This window comes from Niallia taxi (genome assembly GCF_032818155.1).
GTDB lineage: Bacteria > Bacillota > Bacilli > Bacillales > Cytobacillaceae > Niallia > Niallia taxi_A.
Genome location: NZ_CP102589.1, coordinates 292,064 through 309,121, shown reverse-complemented (window position 1 = coordinate 309,121; position 17,058 = coordinate 292,064). Strand labels below are relative to the sequence as shown.

The following is a 17,058-nucleotide window of genomic DNA, read 5'->3' as shown; positions in this document are numbered from 1 at the left end:
CGGAATAAGCTTCATCCCGAAGGGAGGTTACACACATGATTCAACAAGAATCACGTTTGAAAGTTGCTGACAACTCTGGTGCTCGTGAAGTACTAACTATTAAAGTTCTTGGTGGCTCTGGCCGCAAAACTGCAAATATCGGTGATATCATCGTTGTTACTGTGAAACAAGCAACACCAGGTGGCGTTGTTAAAAAAGGTGACGTAGTAAAAGCAGTAGTAGTAAGAACTAAGAGTGGTGTACGCCGCGCAGACGGTACTTACATTCGTTTCGATGAAAACGCATGTGTAATTATCCGTGATGATAAGAGTCCACGTGGAACTCGTATCTTTGGACCAGTTGCTCGCGAATTACGCGATAACAACTTCATGAAGATTGTATCATTAGCTCCAGAAGTACTATAAATCATAAATACAATTGCCTTTAAGGAGGTGCGAAAGATGCATGTTAAAAAAGGTGACAAAGTAATGGTCATCTCTGGTAAGGATAAAGGCAAAACTGGTGTTGTTCTTGCAGCATTCCCTAAAAAAAGCCGTGTGCTAGTTGAAGGAATCAACATTGTTAAGAAACACAATAAGCCATCCCAGTTGAATCCACAAGGTGGAATCAATGACCAGGAAGCAGCTATTCATGTATCCAACGTTATGCTAATCGATCCTAAAACAGGTACACCTACTCGTGTAGGTTCAACATCTGTTGACGGTAAAAAAGTACGCGTAGCGAAAAAATCCGGTGAAATTCTAGATAAATAGTTTAAAAAAGAAGGGAGGTACTATGGATGAACCGCCTAAAAGAAAAGTACACAAAAGAAACTGTACCTGCTCTTATGAGCAAGTTCAATTATAAATCTGTAATGCAAGTTCCAAAGCTTGAGAAGATTGTTATCAACATGGGTGTTGGTGAAGCAGTTGCTAACGCAAAAGCATTGGACATTGCAGTTGAAGAATTGACAGTAATTTCTGGTCAAAAGCCAGTTGTTACTCGTGCAAAAAAATCTATCGCAGGCTTCCGTCTACGTGAAGGTATGCCAATCGGAGCGAAAGTTACACTTCGTGGAGAACGCATGTATGAGTTTTTTGATAAACTAGTATCTGTTTCTCTACCACGTGTTCGTGACTTCCGCGGTATTTCTAAGAAATCTTTTGACGGCCGTGGTAACTACACTCTAGGTGTTAAAGAACAATTGATCTTCCCTGAAGTTGATTACGATAAAGTAAACAAAGTTAGAGGTATGGATATTGTTATTGTTACAACAGCTAACACTGATGAAGAAGCTCGTGAATTATTAACTCAATTTGGAATGCCGTTCCAAAAGTAATCCTTAATTAGAGGGAGGCGTAAATGTGGCTAAAAAGTCAATGATTGCGAAACAAAAACGCACGCCTAAATATAAAGTACAAGAATATACACGCTGCGAACGTTGTGGTCGTCCACATTCTGTGTACCGTAAATTTAAGCTTTGCCGTATTTGTTTCCGTGAATTAGCATATAAGGGACAAATTCCTGGTGTGAAAAAAGCTAGCTGGTAAAACCCCATTATGGGAAGGAGGTTAATACAATGGTTATGACAGATCCAATTGCAGATTTGCTTACAAGAATCCGTAATGCGAATATGGTACGTCACGAAAAATTAGAGGTTCCTGCTTCTAATGTGAAAAAAGAAATCGCTGAAATCCTGAAGCGTGAAGGTTTCATCCGTGATGTTGAATATATTGAAGATAACAAACAAGGAATCATCCGCATTTTCCTTAAATACGGTTCTAGCAATGAGCGTGTAATTACTGGACTTAAACGTATTAGTAAACCTGGTCTTCGTGTATATGCGAAAGCAACTGAAGTTCCACGCGTACTAAACGGTCTTGGAATCGCACTAGTTTCTACTTCTCAAGGAGTAATTACTGATAAAGAAGCTCGCGCTAAACAAGTTGGCGGAGAAGTTTTAGCATACGTTTGGTAATAAAGGTTTAAATGAATGGAGGTGCAACTAAATGTCTCGTGTAGGTAAAAAACCAGTCGAAGTACCAGCAGGCGTTACAGTTACTATCGATAACAGTACTGTAACGGTTAAAGGTCCTAAAGGCGAATTAACTCGTACTTTTAACTCTGATATCGCAATCAACGTTGAAGAGAACGTAATTAACGTGACTCGTCCTTCTGATGCGAAGGAACATCGTGCATTGCACGGAACAACTCGCGCTTTGTTAGCTAACATGGTCGAAGGTGTTTCTAAAGGTTTTGAAAGAGGTCTTGAACTTATCGGTGTAGGTTACCGTGCGCAAAAACAAGGAAACAAACTTGTTCTTAACGTAGGTTACTCTCATCCAGTTGAGATCGAACCAGAAGTAGGAATTGAAATTGAAGTTCCTTCTGCAACTAAAGTTATTGTTAAAGGATCTAGCAAAGAGCGCGTTGGAGCACTTGCTGCAAACATCCGTGACGTTCGTCCACCAGAGCCTTACAAAGGTAAAGGTATTCGTTATGAAGGCGAATTCGTACGTAGAAAAGAAGGTAAAACAGGTAAGTAATGCCATATAGGCAAATGAAAGGAGTGACCTGAATGATTACGAAGGCTGACAAGAATGTAACCCGTAAAAAAAGACACGCACGTGTGCGTTCTAAATTAAGCGGTACTCAAGCTCGTCCTCGTTTAAATGTGTTCCGTTCAAACAAACACATTTACGCTCAACTTATTGATGATGTTAATGGTGTAACAATCGCTAGTGCGTCTACTTTAGATAAAGAGCTTAACTTAGAATCTGCTAGTAATGTTGATGCTGCTGTTAAGATCGGTGAAGCAGTTGCAAAACGTGCTGTAGAAAAAGGCGTTAAATCAGTTGTTTTTGACCGCGGTGGATATTTATATCATGGTCGCGTAAAAGCTTTAGCTGATGCTGCTCGTGAGAACGGCTTAGAATTTTAATAGTCAAAGGAGGGACAAAAATAGATGCGTAGTCGTAGTATTGATCCAAACAAACTTGAACTTGAAGAACGCGTTGTTACTATCAACCGTGTAGCGAAAGTTGTTAAAGGTGGACGTCGTTTCCGTTTCTCTGCACTTGTAGTTGTTGGAGATAAAAATGGCAATGTTGGTTTTGGTACTGGTAAAGCTCAAGAGGTACCAGATGCAATCCGTAAAGCAGTTGAAGATGCGAAGAAAAATCTTGTGGCAGTACCTATGGTTGGTACAACAATTCCACATGAAATTATCGGACACTTCGGTGCTGGTGAAATCTTGCTAAAACCTGCTTCTGAAGGTACTGGAGTTATCGCTGGTGGCCCAGTGCGTGCAGTACTTGAGTTAGCTGGTGTTGCTGATATCCTATCTAAATCTTTAGGAACAAACACACCAATTAACATGGTTCGTGCAACTTTAGACGGTTTAAAACAATTAAAACGTGCTGAAGACGTAGCGAAGTTACGTGGTAAATCAGTAGAAGAACTGTTAGGATAAGGAGGGAAATTAGATGGCAAACAAACTGGAAATTACCCTCACTAAAAGCGTAATTGGTCGTCCTCAAGACCAACGCGAAACAGTTAAAGCGTTAGGTCTACGTAAAGTAAACCAAACAGTAGAACAAAATGATAATGCTGCTATCCGCGGTATGATCACTAAAGTATCACATTTAGTATCTGTTAAAGAAAACTAAAAATCATTCTTCTTCAATAAGGAGGTGCCAATATGAAACTTCATGAATTAAAACCTGCAGAAGGTTCTCGTAAAGAACGCAAGCGTTTAGGTCGTGGTATCGGTTCTGGTACTGGTAAGACTGCTGGTAAAGGTCATAAAGGTCAAAATGCACGTTCCGGTGGGGGTGTAAGACCAGGATTTGAAGGTGGTCAAACTCCTTTATTCCGTCGTTTACCAAAACGTGGTTTTACAAACATCAACCGTAAAGAATATGCAATTGTAAACCTTGACGCTCTAAACCGCTTCGAAGATGGAACGGAAGTAACTCCAGAACTTCTTATCGAAACTGGTGTTGTGAGCAACGAAAGAGCAGGAATTAAGATTCTTGCAAAAGGCAAAGTAGAGAAAAAGCTTACTGTTAAAGCACATAAATTCTCCTCTGCTGCAAAGGAAGCTATTGAAGCTGCCGGCGGTCAAACAGAGGTGATCTAATGTTTCAGACAATCTCCAATTTTATGCGTGTGGGTGAAATAAGACGTAAAATCATATTCACCCTATTAATGTTGATTATATTCCGTATCGGTACTTTCATACCGGTACCTTATGTTAATGCAGATTATTTACAAGCACAGGATACTTTTAGTGCCTTCGGAATATTAAACACATTCGGTGGTGGGGCACTGAAAAACTTTTCAATACTCGCTATGGGGATTATGCCATATATTACTGCATCTATCATTGTCAGCTTGCTGCAGATGGATGTTGTACCTAAGTTCACTGAATGGTCTAAACAAGGTGATGCTGGTCGACGTAAATTGACTCAATTTACGAGATACTTCACTATCGTCTTAGGCTTCATTCAGGGGTTTGGAATGTCATATGGATTTAACAACCTAGCTGGTGGTGCTCTGATTACTAATCCTGGATTTGGTTCCTACTTAGTAATCTCTGTTGTGTTAACAGCTGGAACTGCCTTCTTAATGTGGTTAGGTGAACTAATTACATCAAAAGGTGTAGGTAATGGTATTTCCATTATCATCTTTGCTGGGATTGCTGCTGGTATTCCATCAATAGCAAACCAAATATACGCACAACAGTTTGCAAATCCTGGTGATCAGTTATTCTTGCGCATCGCTACAGTGCTTCTTATCGTAGTTGCAGTGATAGCAATTGTTGTAGGAGTAATCTTCATCCAGCAAGCACTTAGAAAGATTCCAATCCAATATGCGAAAAGAATGACGAATGGAAATAGCTCTGTTGGAGGACAATCTACACATCTTCCACTTAAAGTGAACTCCGCTGGGGTTATCCCAGTTATCTTTGCGGTTTCATTCCTGGTAACACCAAGAACGATCGCATCATTCTTTGAACAAAATGCTGTTACAACATGGATACAAAAAGTATTCGACTATACGCATCCTATTGGAATGGTTATCTATACAGTATTAATTCTTGCTTTCACTTATTTTTATGCTTTCATTCAAGTTAATCCAGAACAAGTTTCTGAGAACTTGAAGAAGCAAGGTGGATACATTCCTGGTATCAGACCAGGAAAGAGTACGCAAGAATACTTGACTCGTGTTCTTTACCGTTTAACATTAGTTGGAGCATTATTCTTAGCTGTTATAGCTATTCTTCCAGTTTTCTTTATCAATATTGCTGGCTTGCCGCAATCTGCTCAAATTGGGGGAACTAGTTTACTCATCGTTGTCGGTGTTGCACTGGAAACAATGAAACAGCTTGAATCACAGCTAGTTAAACGTCACTATAAAGGATTTATTAAATAAATTAATTTAGGGGACTGCTTGTCCCTTGAATTATATGTGCAAGACTTTATTTAGGGGGGAATACGCATGAATTTAGTCTTAATGGGGCTCCCTGGCGCAGGCAAAGGTACACAAGCCGAGAAGATTGTCGAGAAATATGGCATCCCTCATATCTCAACTGGTGATATGTTTCGTGCTGCAATGAAAGATGAGACAGAGCTTGGACTAAAAGCAAAATCATTTATGGATAAAGGTGAATTAGTACCAGATGAAGTTACAATTGGTATTGTTCGCGAAAGACTTAGTAAGGATGACTGTGAAAAGGGTTTTCTTCTAGACGGATTCCCTCGTACTGTTCCACAAGCTGAAGCTTTAGAATCCATTTTGTCTGATTTAGTAAAAAAACTTGATTATGTGATCAATGTTCAAGTTGATCAAGAAATATTAATGGAAAGACTAACAGGACGCCGTATCTGTAAAAGCTGTGGGGCCACTTATCATTTAGTGTTCAACCCGCCGGCTAATTCAGAAACATGTGATCGCTGTGGCGGAGAGTTATATCAACGTGCAGATGATAACGAAGCTACTGTTAAAAACCGTTTGGATGTTAACATCAAACAATCTCAACCATTACTTGATTTTTATGAGTCAAAAGGCTATCTGAAAAACATCAATGGCCAACAAGATATTTCGAAAGTATTTTCAGATTTGGATGAATTACTAAGTACTTTAAAGTAATCCTTAATTCATAAAACACTTTTGCTTAGACTAATCTGTTCTAGCATGGACTAAAATCAGAGAATCAAATAGAAGAATTGGGATGAAATGGCTAAGGAGTTTATTCCTAAACATGATGCATTTCCTTTTTTCAAAAGGTATAATAATTCCTATGGTTATATCTGTAACAAGTAAAGCATAAATATGAACTTTGTTCTGTTTATGTGAGTTAGAAGAATAATCAATTTAAGATAATTGGTGCAGAGTATTTTGGATTTCATGGTAGCTCCGCTTGAATTGCTTTTTTATCTAGTAGTGAAGAAGGTAACTATTATTCTTTCTATTATGGACATAAGGTATTGGACCAGGTGTGCGCTATCGGTAATTCCTCTTTAATATCGGAATGCGAAGATCTTAACGGCAATTCATCAAGCAATTGTGTATGTGATGCAAAGAATACGGTTAGACTCTTGAAGAAGCTTTAACTTTATTTTTTTGCGGAAATTACGATAAATGATGAAACGCCGCAGTTAGCACTGGCTATTTGTTTCTATCGTACTGTTTGCGAGAAATATTTCATATAATATAGCTTTATGGCAGTTCATTTAAACGAGTATTAGCTGTGTTGGTGGTCACATTGGTCGATTCTGATGGAAGTTTATAATTTTTATTATTAATTTGTTATTAATAGCGACGTGTGTGTAACATTATGTTATAATCTATTAGTTGCAGTTATATGACAAATTAGTATATTATAGAGCAGTTCAGAGTAGTTGATGTACACCGATCGTGTTACAAAAGAGAAGAACTACACTTTGCTATAGTTAGTTTTAAGTATTTCGCATTTTAAAATGAAGGGAGAATTTATTCGATGGCTAAAGACGATGTAATCGAAATTGAAGGCACAATCACTGAAACTTTGCCGAACGCCATGTTTAAGGTAGAATTAGAAAATGGTCATACTGTATTGGCTCACGTTTCTGGTAAAATCCGCATGCATTTTATTCGTATTTTACCTGGTGATAAAGTAACGGTTGAGTTATCTCCATATGACTTGACTCGCGGAAGAATTACTTACCGCTTTAAATAATCTGATTGCACTCCGTACTATCAAGGAGGTTAGGATAATGAAAGTTAGACCATCTGTTAAACCTATCTGCGAAAAATGCAAAGTTATCCGCAGACGTGGGAAAGTTATGGTTATCTGTGAAAACCCTAAACATAAACAAAAACAAGGTTAATTATAAGGAGGTGCGCATATAGATGGCACGTATTGCTGGTGTGGATATTCCACGTGAAAAACGCGTAGTAATATCTTTAACATACATTTTTGGTATCGGAAAAATTACTGCACAAAAAGTATTAGCAGAAGCTGGTGTTTCTGAAGATACTCGTGTTCGTGACTTAACGGAAGATGAACTTAACAAAATCCGTGATATCATTGACAAATTAAAAGTTGAAGGTGACCTTCGTCGTGAAGTTTCACTTAACATTAAACGTCTAATGGAGATCGGTTGCTACCGTGGTCTTCGTCACCGCCGTGGTCTTCCAGTTCGCGGACAAAACACGAAAAACAACGCTCGTACACGCAAAGGTCCTCGTAAGACTGTAGCTAACAAGAAAAAATAATCCGTAAAGGAGGTACTTTAAATGGCACGTAAAACGAATACTCGTAAACGTCGTGTGAAAAAGAATATCGAATCTGGTATTGCACACATTCGTTCAACATTCAATAACACAATCGTAACAATCACTGATGTACATGGTAATGCTCTTTCTTGGTCAAGTGCAGGAGCTCTAGGATTTAGAGGTTCTCGTAAATCTACTCCTTTCGCTGCTCAAATGGCTGCTGAAACTGCTGCTAAAACATCAATGGAACATGGCATGAAAACTCTTGAAGTAACTGTAAAAGGACCAGGTGCTGGTCGTGAAGCTGCAATCCGTGCTCTTCAAGCTGCAGGCCTTGAAGTTACTGCTATCAGAGACGTAACTCCAGTTCCTCATAATGGCTGCCGACCACCTAAACGTCGCCGCGTTTAATTTTTCTGTATAAAATCATTTATCCTTGTCTATACTGGGATTTGATTAAAACTTTTTAAAAGCCCGTACAGAATTATTAACCCAGTTGTTGTGCACAAAGCGGGAACGTAAACATGGGGAATTTCGGTTACTAATATAGCCGGGGTTTCGACGTTTTGAAGGAGGGTATATTTTGATGATCGAAATAGAAAAACCAAAAATCGAAACGGTTGAGATCAACGATGATGCCAAATACGGCAAATTCGTCGTAGAGCCACTTGAGCGTGGATATGGTACTACTTTGGGTAACTCCTTACGTCGTATTCTATTATCCTCACTTCCTGGTGCCGCTATCACATCCATTCAAATTGATGGGGTACTTCATGAGTTCTCAACAATTGAAGGCGTCGTGGAAGATGTAACATCTATCATATTGAACATCAAAAAACTGGCACTTAAAATCTACTCTGATGATGAAAAGACTTTAGAGATTGATATGCAAGGTGAAGGAGTTGTCACTGCAGCGGACATCACTCATGATAGTGATGTAGAGATCTTGAATCCAGATCTTCATATCGCTACATTGGGCAGCAACGGAAATCTTCGCATGCGTTTAACTGCAAAGCGTGGTCGTGGTTACACACCTGCTGAACAAAACAAACGTGAGGATCAACCTATTGGAGTAATTCCAATTGATTCTATCTTTACTCCAGTTTCTAGAGTGAATTATCAAGTTGAGAATACTCGTGTTGGTCAATTGACTAATTATGATAAACTAACATTTGACGTTTGGACTGACGGTAGTACAGGTCCTCAAGATGCTATTGCACTTGGTGCAAAGATTTTGACAGAGCATTTAAACATCTTCGTTGGTTTAACTGATGAAGCACAAAATGCTGAGATAATGGTAGAAAAAGAAGAAGATCAAAAAGAAAAAGTTCTTGAGATGACGATTGAAGAGCTTGATTTATCTGTTCGTTCTTATAACTGCCTAAAACGTGCTGGAATTAACACAGTGCAAGAATTGGCTAATAAGACAGAAGAAGATATGATGAAGGTTCGAAATCTTGGTAGAAAATCTCTGGAAGAAGTTAAGCATAAACTGGAAGAACTAGGTTTAGGCCTAAGAAAAGACGACTGATAAACAGCCGTTTTTGATTACCCAGCTGCTTGAATAACAACAAAAGGAGGGAATCACACATGGGTTACAGAAAGTTAGGACGCACTAGCGCACAGCGTAAAGCTATGTTACGTGACTTAACAACAGACTTAATCATCAACGAGCGCATTGAAACAACTGAAGCTCGTGCAAAAGAACTTCGTTCTGTTGTAGAAAAAATGATTACACTTGGTAAACGTGGAGATCTTCATGCACGTCGTCAAGCTGCTGCTTACGTACGTAATGAAGTTGCTAACGTTGAAGAAAACCAAGATGCTGTTCAAAAATTGTTCAGCGACATCGCTGCTCGTTACACTGAACGTCAAGGTGGATACACACGTATCATGAAAATGGGACCTCGTCGCGGAGACGGTGCACCAATGGTAATTATCGAGTTAGTATAATAGAGATTTAAGGAACATAGGGTGCCGGACAGTTTATATTGCTATGAAACTTGTTCAAGTACCCTTTTTCTTTAGTAGTCTCATTCTATATGCTATCAAGCCAAAACAGAGTGTTACGATGAGCATTAGGAAAGAATAAAGAACAAATGTCTCGTCTAGCTCTAGCACCTCTGCAATTCAGGTCGAATTGGAGGTGCGGGCTTTTTTCGTTTTTAACAGAAGCATTCAGGGTGCGAGAATAGGAATATCATAAGATTCATTTACAACATTTCCTGTATTCAGGGACATAGGTATTTACTTCAAATTTATATCTTATGTAGAACCAATTCAGAGCTCGCCCGTAAGGCGAGTTTTCTTTTTGGCAAAAGAAAAATGAGTGGGGTATTATATGAACCATAAAGTTTTGGTATCAGTCGACTCCTTATCCTTTATGTATGAAGATCAGCAGACAAAGGCACTAGATAACGTTTCCTTCCAAATTAAGGAGGGAGAATGGGTAGCTATCGTCGGTCATAATGGTTCAGGAAAATCAACACTTGCTAAGCTATTAAACGGGTTGTATTTCACAAAAGAAGGATCTATCCGCATTGGAGACATAGTCATATCAGAAGAAACAGTTTGGGATGCGAGAAAAAGAGTAGGTATGGTTTTTCAAAACCCTGATAATCAATTTGTAGGGACAACAGTTAAAGATGATGTGGCTTTTGGGTTAGAAAACAATGCTATCCCTAGAGAGGAAATGCATAAACGGGTGGAAGCTTCTTTAGAAAAAGTTAATATGCTATCTTTTCTTGATCAAGAGCCGCACCATCTATCAGGTGGACAAAAACAACGTGTAGCAATTGCTGGTGTTATTGCTTTGAAACCAAGCATTATTGTTCTTGATGAAGCGACGTCTATGCTTGATCCTCAGGGGAGACAGGAAGTGCTTGACTTAATAAAAGAGCTGAAGCAGGAAAATATGACTGTAATCTCTATCACCCATGACCTTGATGAAGCAGCAAGAGCAGACCGGATTATCATCATGAATAAAGGGCAGGTTTATCAGGAGGGTAAGCCCTCTGAAATTTTCCAGTTAGAGAAGGAACTAATTGAAATCGGACTTGATATCCCATTTGCCATAAGACTAAGAAGTGGTCTTGAAGCGCAGGGGATAAAGGTAGACAAAATAACATTGACAGAAGAAGAGTTGGTGACTGAGCTATGGACATCTCACTTCAAAAAGTAGCCTATCGTTATCAAGAGAATACACCGTTTGAAAGATTGGCAATTGAGAATGTGGACATAAATATAACCTCAGGTTCTTATATGGCTATCATTGGTCATACAGGCTCTGGAAAATCCACAATTCTTCAGCATTTGAATGCCTTGTTAACACCCACTAGTGGAAGTGTTGCAATAGGTGACAGGTTAATAGAAGCTGGCCGTAAGAACAAGAACCTTGCTCCAATTCGCCAAAAGGTAGGAATTGTTTTTCAGTTTCCAGAAAGCCAGTTATTCGAGGAAACAGTAGAAAAAGATATCTGCTTTGGACCAATGAACTTTGGAGTAAAAGAGGAAGAGGCAAAAATCAGAGCTAAACGGGCTTTAAAGGAAGTAGGACTTTCGGAAGACTATTTGAACAAATCTCCATTTGATCTGTCAGGCGGGCAAATGAGACGTGTGGCAATTGCCGGTGTTCTGGCTATGGAGCCTGAGGTGCTTGTTTTAGATGAGCCAACTGCAGGTCTAGACCCAAGAGGCAGAAAAGAAATCATGGAAATGTTCTATAGACTGCATAAAGAACGAAACCTGACGACTATACTGGTTACACATAGTATGGAGGATGCAGCATTGTATGCAGACAAAATCGTCATTATGAATAAAGGTAATGTTTATAGAGAAGGAACTGCTGAGGAAATATTCTCGGAAAGCGAAGATTTAGTGCAAATTGGATTGAATGTTCCTGATATAGTTAGATTTCAAAGGAAATTAGAATCACAGCTTGGCTTTAAACTTGATAAAGTGCATTTAAATATGGAGACATTTATTATGGAACTAGCGGATTACTTAAAGAAAAATGAGGATCATCAATGATGGGGAAAATGATAATAGGTCGTTTTGTTCCGATTGACTCACTTCTGCACAGAATGGATCCTCGTTCAAAGCTTATAATTGTATTTTTATTTATATGTATTGTTTTCCTGGCCAACAATGCAGCCACTTATTTTATACTTGCTGCTTATGTAGGTTTGATGATTATGTTGTCAAAGGTTCCTTTTAAATATATTTATCTAGGATTAAAGCCAATACTTTGGCTTATATTATTCACTTTCTGTCTTCATTTGTTTTTTACTAAAGATGGCAGCCTATTATTTGAATACGGTTGGATAAAAATTTATTCAGAAGGACTAAGGATGGGGATACTCATCTCACTACGCTTCTTTCTGCTTATAATCATGACTTCCTTGCTGACATTAACGACAACACCAATTGAGCTGACTGATGCATTGGAGACATTGCTGGGACCTCTGAAAAAGATTCGTTTTCCAGTCCATGAACTTGCCTTAATGATGTCCATATCTTTACGCTTCATCCCAACACTCATGGATGAAACGGAGAAGATAATGAAGGCGCAGATGGCAAGAGGGGTGGAATTTTCGAGTGGTCCTATTCAAAGCAGAATAAAAGCAATTGTTCCATTGTTAATTCCGCTTTTTGTCAATGCCTTCAAGAGAGCCGAGGAGTTGGCTACTGCTATGGAAGCGAGAGGCTACCAAGGTGGAGAGGGCAGAACGAAATATCGTCAGCTAGTTTGGAAGCAATCGGATAGTATCATGATAGTATTATTAGTACTTGTAGCAGTTTTGCTGCTTGTATTTAAATCATAATGGAGAAAAGTGATGCAAAGATATAAAGGGATAGTCAGCTACGATGGCACAGAATACTGTGGTTTTCAGCTTCAGCCAAGAGACCGTACTGTTCAAGGTGAAATAGAAAAAGCTTTAAAAAAGCTCCATAAAGGCAGTGAAATAAAGATTCAAGCGTCAGGCCGTACAGATGCGGGCGTCCATGCAAAAGGACAAGTCATCCATTTTGATTCAGATCTGGATATACCTGCTGGAAAGTGGGAGCTTGCAATAAATGCACTGCTGCCCCATGATATTGTATTTTCCACCATAGAACCAGTAAATTTGGACTTCCATGCAAGATACAATGTAACGGGCAAGGAATACCGTTATTTTATCCATCTCTCTGAAAGAAGAGATCCATTCAAGCGTAACCATGCTTATTATTATCCATATAAATTGGATATCGAGGCAATTCGTGATGCTACTGGATATTTTATTGGAGAACATGACTTCACAAGCTTTTGCTCCATGAAGACGGACAAGGAAGATAAGGTAAGGACTATTACGTCAATGGAACTAGTGGAAGATGGCGATATGCTTATTTTTAGCTTTAAAGGAAATGGTTTCCTTTATAATATGGTGCGTATCATTATTGGAACACTGTTGGACGTAGGCAGAGGCAAACGAAAGCCAGAATCCATTAAAGCAATTCTAACGAAAAAAGACCGTAAAGCGGCAGGAAAGACTGCTTCTGCAAACGGATTGTATTTATGGAAGGTCTACTATTAAGTAGAAAATATCAAGCCGAAAAGAAATTTTCATAACAACTAAACCTGGTGTAACATTTTCTTGACATATGGCACTCTAGCATATATCATAATATGGTATGTATTATAAACCCACATTAAGCCCCGGAAACTTAATTGTGTGAACATATAGACGTAAATCATTAAAACAACAAAAAAATTAAAAACTTAAACATTCAGGAGGGAAACTCATGCGTACAACGTTCATGGCTAATTCAAACACTGTTGACCGTAAATGGTACGTGATTGATGCTGAAGGCAAAACTTTAGGTCGTCTTGCTAGTGAAGTAGCATCAATCCTACGTGGAAAACATAAACCAACTTTCACACCACATGTGGATACTGGTGATCATGTTATTCTTTTAAATGCTTCAAAAATCGAATTGACTGGTAAAAAATTGACTGATAAAATTTACTACCGTCACACTATGCATCCAGGTGGACTAAAGCAAAGAACTGCTTTAGAAATGCGTACAAACTACCCTGAGAAAATGCTTGAGCTTGCTATCAAAGGCATGCTTCCAAAGAATTCTCTTGGTCGTCAAATCTTCAAAAAATTACATGTATACGCTGGTAGCGAGCATCCGCACCAAGCACAACAACCAGAAGTTTACGAACTTCGCGGATAATTAATAAGGGAGGTAAAAAAAATGGCACAGGTTCAATATATCGGTACTGGTCGTCGTAAAAGTTCCGTTGCACGTGTACGTTTAGTACCAGGCGACGGTCAAATCATCATCAATGGTCGTGAAATTGAAAACTACATTCCTTTTGCAGCTTTACGTGAAGTTGTAAAACAACCATTAGTAGCTACTGAAACTACTGGAAGCTACAATATCCTAGTAAACGTTAACGGTGGAGGATACACTGGTCAAGCTGGAGCTATCCGTCACGGTATCGCTCGTGCTTTACTTCAAGCAGATCCTGAGTACCGTCCAACACTTAAGCGTGCTGGATTGTTAACTCGTGACGCTCGTATGAAAGAACGTAAAAAATACGGTCTTAAAGGCGCTCGTCGTGCACCTCAGTTCTCAAAACGTTAATTTTACTTTTCAAAAGACTCTCAAGCTTATTGCTTGAGGGTCTTTTTTTTCTTTCGTTCTTATATGTTAATCAAAAGCCCCGTATGTCCTACATACGGGGCTTCTAAAACTCACTTATTTTCCTGGGCAAGCTTACTTATTTCTTCCGCTGTAAGTGAACCATCATAAATTTTTAATTCATCCATGAAACCTTTAAATGGTGAGTCCCACCAGTTTACACCAAGACTGAAGCTTGCATTTGCTGTCGTGAATATATTAGGGAAACCTGTGCCTTTATACTTTTCTATTCCGTTAACGTACACGGAAATAGCATCATTATCTACTGTAAAAGCTAGGTGAGTCCATTCACCAGTTTTTATTTGGCTGCCGACTGATGCATCATACCATGTAGAGCTGCCTGACCATACTTCTGTGCTACCGTTTCCTGTACCATATGGAAGGAGACTTATCCAGTTGTTACTGTCTCTTGCACCGAAGAAAGTAGTAGTGTATTGCGTCAGCTGTTCTGGTTTAATCCAGAGGGAAACACTATAGCTGTCGCTTGATATTAATCCGTTTGGCAATCGTATGCCTGAAGCACCATCAAATTTTGCTGCTTTCCCGCCGTTTACTCCATCTGCATAGGAAATGGTCCCACCGGTATTATCAATTCTATTTCCTGTTATTATGCCGCTGTCGAATTGTGCATTGCTGTCATTTAAATTTCCTTCAAAGGAGTATTGTGCAGCCAAACCATTTTCCTTATATGGCAAAACAGTAATGACAAAGTTTTTAGTTGTTGTGAACTTGCCTTTTGTAATGGTTGCGGTCAACGTAGCATCTTTACTTGCAGCGCCAGCCTCGGGACGTGTTATGGCACCTGTTGCTGAGATGACATTTGAATCAGAGGTTTTCCATGTGATTGTTGTATGGCGGGTTCCCTCTGTCGGTAAGGATATATTAGAAACTACGTTAGCTGTATCGCCAAGATTTAGGTCAGTTTTAACATCCTGTACGATTTCCTTGTCTGTCTTATCTTCCATTTTACTGCCCCAGATTGTGACTCCTTCGTTTGACATGGCTGTAAATGCCATCACATAGCTTTTGGATACTTCATCCCATTGGCGGACAAACACACCGTTGTAGGTATTGTCATCGATTTTTATTTCCGCTTCATTATGACTTGTCTTTTTCCAAGTACCAGTCACATCTCCTATTATTTTTCCATTTTTAGTCAGCTCGATATATACAGATTCTGTGATATCGCCTGAATAGGTTTTTCCATGATTAATGAACTGATATTGGCCAATCAAAGCTTGCTTATTTACTTTTTCGAGCTTTTCCCCACTATAGCGGTATGGTGCCGCAAGAGGCCAGCCTTCACTGTTCATGAACATTTGATGAACTCGCACTTCGTGCATTTCACCTGCTTGAGGGAAGCGGGAATGGAACACTAAGAAATGCTGCCCTGTTTCAGAATCAATGAAAGCAGAATTATGTCCTGGTGATACGTAGCCGACTCCTATACCAGTACCAGGATCTCCAATTCTCCGTTCAAACAGGAAATTTCCCATAACCTTATTTCCATATGGTGAATTGTCTACATTTCCAGGTAGCACCGCAGATTGGCCGCTTGCATCTACATATGGGCCATCTGGTGATTTGGAGCGAAACAGCCTCATATTATAACCGCCATCAGCACCTAACCAGCCATATGTCACATATAGATAATAATATTTCGTATTTTTATCATAGACTATATATGGGCCCTCTCCAGATTTGTAAAAGCCGCCGGCAATTTTTGTGCCGAAGTAGCGGTCAATCATTCTGCCGTCCTTTGTTTTGCCATCCTTCTCAGGATAGATTGGTTTTCCGGTTTTCTTATCTATCTCCAGCAGGTAGATACCGCCAGACCAAGAGCCATATGTCATCCACAGTTTGCCGTCAGCAGCAGTGAACACATTAGCATCAATAGCATTAGGATAAAGATTATTGTTATAGGAGCCGTCTGAATTAAACCAGTTGTCATTTTCACTTTTCAGGTTTCCAGAATTAATTAAGCCTTGGATGTTTGTGTTGACCCACTTTTTGTCAACATTGCTATTAGCGTCTTTTGCACTTTCTTTTGTAAAACCAGAATAGACAATTGTATCAACATATTCATAGGGACCATCAATGTCTTGTGATACAGCATAGCCGATTGCAGATCGTATATAAGTGGATGATGCACTATAATAAATCATGTAGGCACCTTTGCTGCCATCCTTATTGACATAGTTTTTATTCCAAAAAACATCAGGAGCCCATACTGCGAAACCGCCCTTGCTGTCAGAATCATCTTCTCCAGCCCATTTAAAAGAGCCTGCTAAGTTTTTCGATAAGTCACCATATATCTTGTTATTTGGAGTTGTATAACCATTTGTGAAGGTTTCCCAGTTGATTAAATCATCTGATTTCGCTGCTTCAATATGTGAGCCGAAAACATAGTAAGTATCACCATCCTTTACTATGGATGGATCATGGACAGATACGTCTTGATAATCAGGAATTGCAGGTTTTGCGCTGGCGAGGTTTGTTTGATTTGTTTTTTCTGCAAATGCAGCGCTTGGAATAGTAAGTACTAAAGCTAAAGTGGCGGTCAGTAAAAGCCGCAAATTACTTTTTCTCATCGACATAACTCCTTCTTTTTGAAATGGAAGCCATAGT

At 39.2% G+C, this 17,058-nt stretch carries 25 protein-coding genes; 24 read left to right on the top strand and 1 reads right to left on the bottom strand.

Annotated elements, in window-relative coordinates; translation table 11 throughout:
• Positions 1-35: 35 nt before the first annotated feature.
• The 24 genes from rplN to rpsI all read left to right on the top strand — a co-directional run bounded on the left by rplN (position 36) and on the right by rpsI (position 14,373).
• Complete coding sequence (gene rplN / locus NQZ71_RS01575) at positions 36-404, top strand: 50S ribosomal protein L14 (protein ID WP_016204567.1); 369 nt, start codon at positions 36-38, stop codon at positions 402-404.
• Positions 405-440: 36 nt separating this feature from the next.
• A complete protein-coding gene (rplX, locus tag NQZ71_RS01570) occupies positions 441-752 on the top strand; it encodes a 50S ribosomal protein L24 (protein WP_127742421.1) in 312 nt (103 codons plus the stop codon).
• A 26-nt stretch (positions 753-778) separates the two neighbouring features.
• Complete coding sequence (gene rplE, locus NQZ71_RS01565) at positions 779-1,318, top strand: 50S ribosomal protein L5 (protein ID WP_127742423.1); 540 nt, start codon at positions 779-781, stop codon at positions 1,316-1,318.
• Between the two features lie 25 nt (positions 1,319-1,343).
• Positions 1,344-1,529 carry a 30S ribosomal protein S14 gene (gene rpsN / locus NQZ71_RS01560; RefSeq protein ID WP_009499044.1) on the top strand — a complete coding sequence of 62 codons (186 nt, stop codon included), beginning with the start codon at positions 1,344-1,346 and terminating at the stop codon, positions 1,527-1,529.
• 29 nt (positions 1,530-1,558) lie between these two features.
• Positions 1,559-1,957 carry a 30S ribosomal protein S8 gene (gene rpsH / locus NQZ71_RS01555; protein ID WP_127742425.1) on the top strand — a complete coding sequence of 133 codons (399 nt, stop codon included), beginning with the start codon at positions 1,559-1,561 and terminating at the stop codon, positions 1,955-1,957.
• Positions 1,958-1,988: 31 nt separating this feature from the next.
• The gene (gene rplF / locus NQZ71_RS01550) at positions 1,989-2,525 is read left to right on the top strand and encodes a 50S ribosomal protein L6 (protein ID WP_144458333.1); all 537 of its coding nucleotides are present in this window, start codon (positions 1,989-1,991) and stop codon (positions 2,523-2,525) included.
• Positions 2,526-2,557: 32 nt separating this feature from the next.
• A complete protein-coding gene (gene rplR / locus NQZ71_RS01545; RefSeq protein ID WP_127742429.1) occupies positions 2,558-2,920 on the top strand; it encodes a 50S ribosomal protein L18 in 363 nt (120 codons plus the stop codon).
• 24 nt (positions 2,921-2,944) lie between these two features.
• Positions 2,945-3,451: a 30S ribosomal protein S5 gene (gene rpsE, locus NQZ71_RS01540; protein WP_127742431.1), complete on the top strand. Its 507-nt coding sequence runs from the start codon at positions 2,945-2,947 to the stop codon at positions 3,449-3,451.
• Positions 3,452-3,464: 13 nt separating this feature from the next.
• Positions 3,465-3,647, top strand: coding sequence for a 50S ribosomal protein L30 (gene rpmD / locus NQZ71_RS01535; protein ID WP_127742433.1), 183 nt, complete (start codon positions 3,465-3,467; stop codon positions 3,645-3,647).
• 32 nt (positions 3,648-3,679) lie between these two features.
• Entirely contained in the window at positions 3,680-4,120 is a 441-nt protein-coding gene (rplO, locus tag NQZ71_RS01530; RefSeq protein ID WP_127742435.1) for a 50S ribosomal protein L15, read from the top strand.
• The gene (gene secY, locus NQZ71_RS01525) at positions 4,120-5,415 is read left to right on the top strand and encodes a preprotein translocase subunit SecY (RefSeq protein ID WP_317011218.1); all 1,296 of its coding nucleotides are present in this window, start codon (positions 4,120-4,122) and stop codon (positions 5,413-5,415) included. The genes rplO and secY overlap by 1 nt, the downstream gene beginning before the upstream one ends.
• Before the next feature lie 66 nt (positions 5,416-5,481).
• Positions 5,482-6,132 (top strand): adenylate kinase, encoded by a 651-nt coding sequence (locus NQZ71_RS01520; protein WP_127742445.1) that lies wholly within the window; start codon positions 5,482-5,484, stop codon positions 6,130-6,132.
• An 850-nt stretch (positions 6,133-6,982) separates the two neighbouring features.
• Positions 6,983-7,201 (top strand): translation initiation factor IF-1, encoded by a 219-nt coding sequence (gene infA, locus NQZ71_RS01515; RefSeq protein WP_016204578.1) that lies wholly within the window; start codon positions 6,983-6,985, stop codon positions 7,199-7,201.
• Between the two features lie 37 nt (positions 7,202-7,238).
• Complete coding sequence (rpmJ, locus tag NQZ71_RS01510) at positions 7,239-7,352, top strand: 50S ribosomal protein L36 (RefSeq protein ID WP_000868344.1); 114 nt, start codon at positions 7,239-7,241, stop codon at positions 7,350-7,352.
• Between the two features lie 22 nt (positions 7,353-7,374).
• Positions 7,375-7,740 carry a 30S ribosomal protein S13 gene (gene rpsM / locus NQZ71_RS01505; protein WP_127742447.1) on the top strand — a complete coding sequence of 122 codons (366 nt, stop codon included), beginning with the start codon at positions 7,375-7,377 and terminating at the stop codon, positions 7,738-7,740.
• A 21-nt stretch (positions 7,741-7,761) separates the two neighbouring features.
• Positions 7,762-8,151, top strand: a complete 390-nt coding sequence (gene rpsK / locus NQZ71_RS01500) for a 30S ribosomal protein S11 (RefSeq protein WP_009791303.1) — start codon at positions 7,762-7,764, stop codon at positions 8,149-8,151.
• A gap of 175 nt (positions 8,152-8,326) precedes the next feature.
• Complete coding sequence (locus tag NQZ71_RS01495) at positions 8,327-9,271, top strand: DNA-directed RNA polymerase subunit alpha (RefSeq protein ID WP_127742484.1); 945 nt, start codon at positions 8,327-8,329, stop codon at positions 9,269-9,271.
• 59 nt (positions 9,272-9,330) lie between these two features.
• A complete protein-coding gene (gene rplQ, locus NQZ71_RS01490) occupies positions 9,331-9,693 on the top strand; it encodes a 50S ribosomal protein L17 (protein ID WP_127742449.1) in 363 nt (120 codons plus the stop codon).
• A gap of 388 nt (positions 9,694-10,081) precedes the next feature.
• The gene (locus tag NQZ71_RS01485; RefSeq protein WP_317011217.1) at positions 10,082-10,921 is read left to right on the top strand and encodes an energy-coupling factor ABC transporter ATP-binding protein; all 840 of its coding nucleotides are present in this window, start codon (positions 10,082-10,084) and stop codon (positions 10,919-10,921) included.
• Entirely contained in the window at positions 10,897-11,769 is an 873-nt protein-coding gene (locus NQZ71_RS01480) for an energy-coupling factor ABC transporter ATP-binding protein (RefSeq protein WP_144458330.1), read from the top strand. Before NQZ71_RS01485 ends, NQZ71_RS01480 begins: the two co-directional genes overlap by 25 nt.
• Complete coding sequence (locus NQZ71_RS01475; protein WP_127742455.1) at positions 11,766-12,563, top strand: energy-coupling factor transporter transmembrane component T family protein; 798 nt, start codon at positions 11,766-11,768, stop codon at positions 12,561-12,563. The genes NQZ71_RS01480 and NQZ71_RS01475 overlap by 4 nt, the downstream gene beginning before the upstream one ends.
• A gap of 12 nt (positions 12,564-12,575) precedes the next feature.
• Positions 12,576-13,313 (top strand): tRNA pseudouridine(38-40) synthase TruA, encoded by a 738-nt coding sequence (gene truA, locus NQZ71_RS01470; RefSeq protein ID WP_144458329.1) that lies wholly within the window; start codon positions 12,576-12,578, stop codon positions 13,311-13,313.
• A gap of 208 nt (positions 13,314-13,521) precedes the next feature.
• Entirely contained in the window at positions 13,522-13,959 is a 438-nt protein-coding gene (rplM, locus tag NQZ71_RS01465; RefSeq protein WP_144458328.1) for a 50S ribosomal protein L13, read from the top strand.
• Positions 13,960-13,980: 21 nt separating this feature from the next.
• The gene (gene rpsI, locus NQZ71_RS01460; RefSeq protein WP_144458327.1) at positions 13,981-14,373 is read left to right on the top strand and encodes a 30S ribosomal protein S9; all 393 of its coding nucleotides are present in this window, start codon (positions 13,981-13,983) and stop codon (positions 14,371-14,373) included.
• 110 nt (positions 14,374-14,483) lie between these two features.
• Here rpsI and NQZ71_RS01455 read toward each other — a convergent pair whose 3' ends face one another.
• Positions 14,484-17,021 carry a LamG-like jellyroll fold domain-containing protein gene (locus NQZ71_RS01455; protein ID WP_317011216.1) on the bottom strand — a complete coding sequence of 846 codons (2,538 nt, stop codon included), beginning with the start codon at positions 17,019-17,021 and terminating at the stop codon, positions 14,484-14,486.
• Positions 17,022-17,058 lie beyond the last annotated feature (37 nt).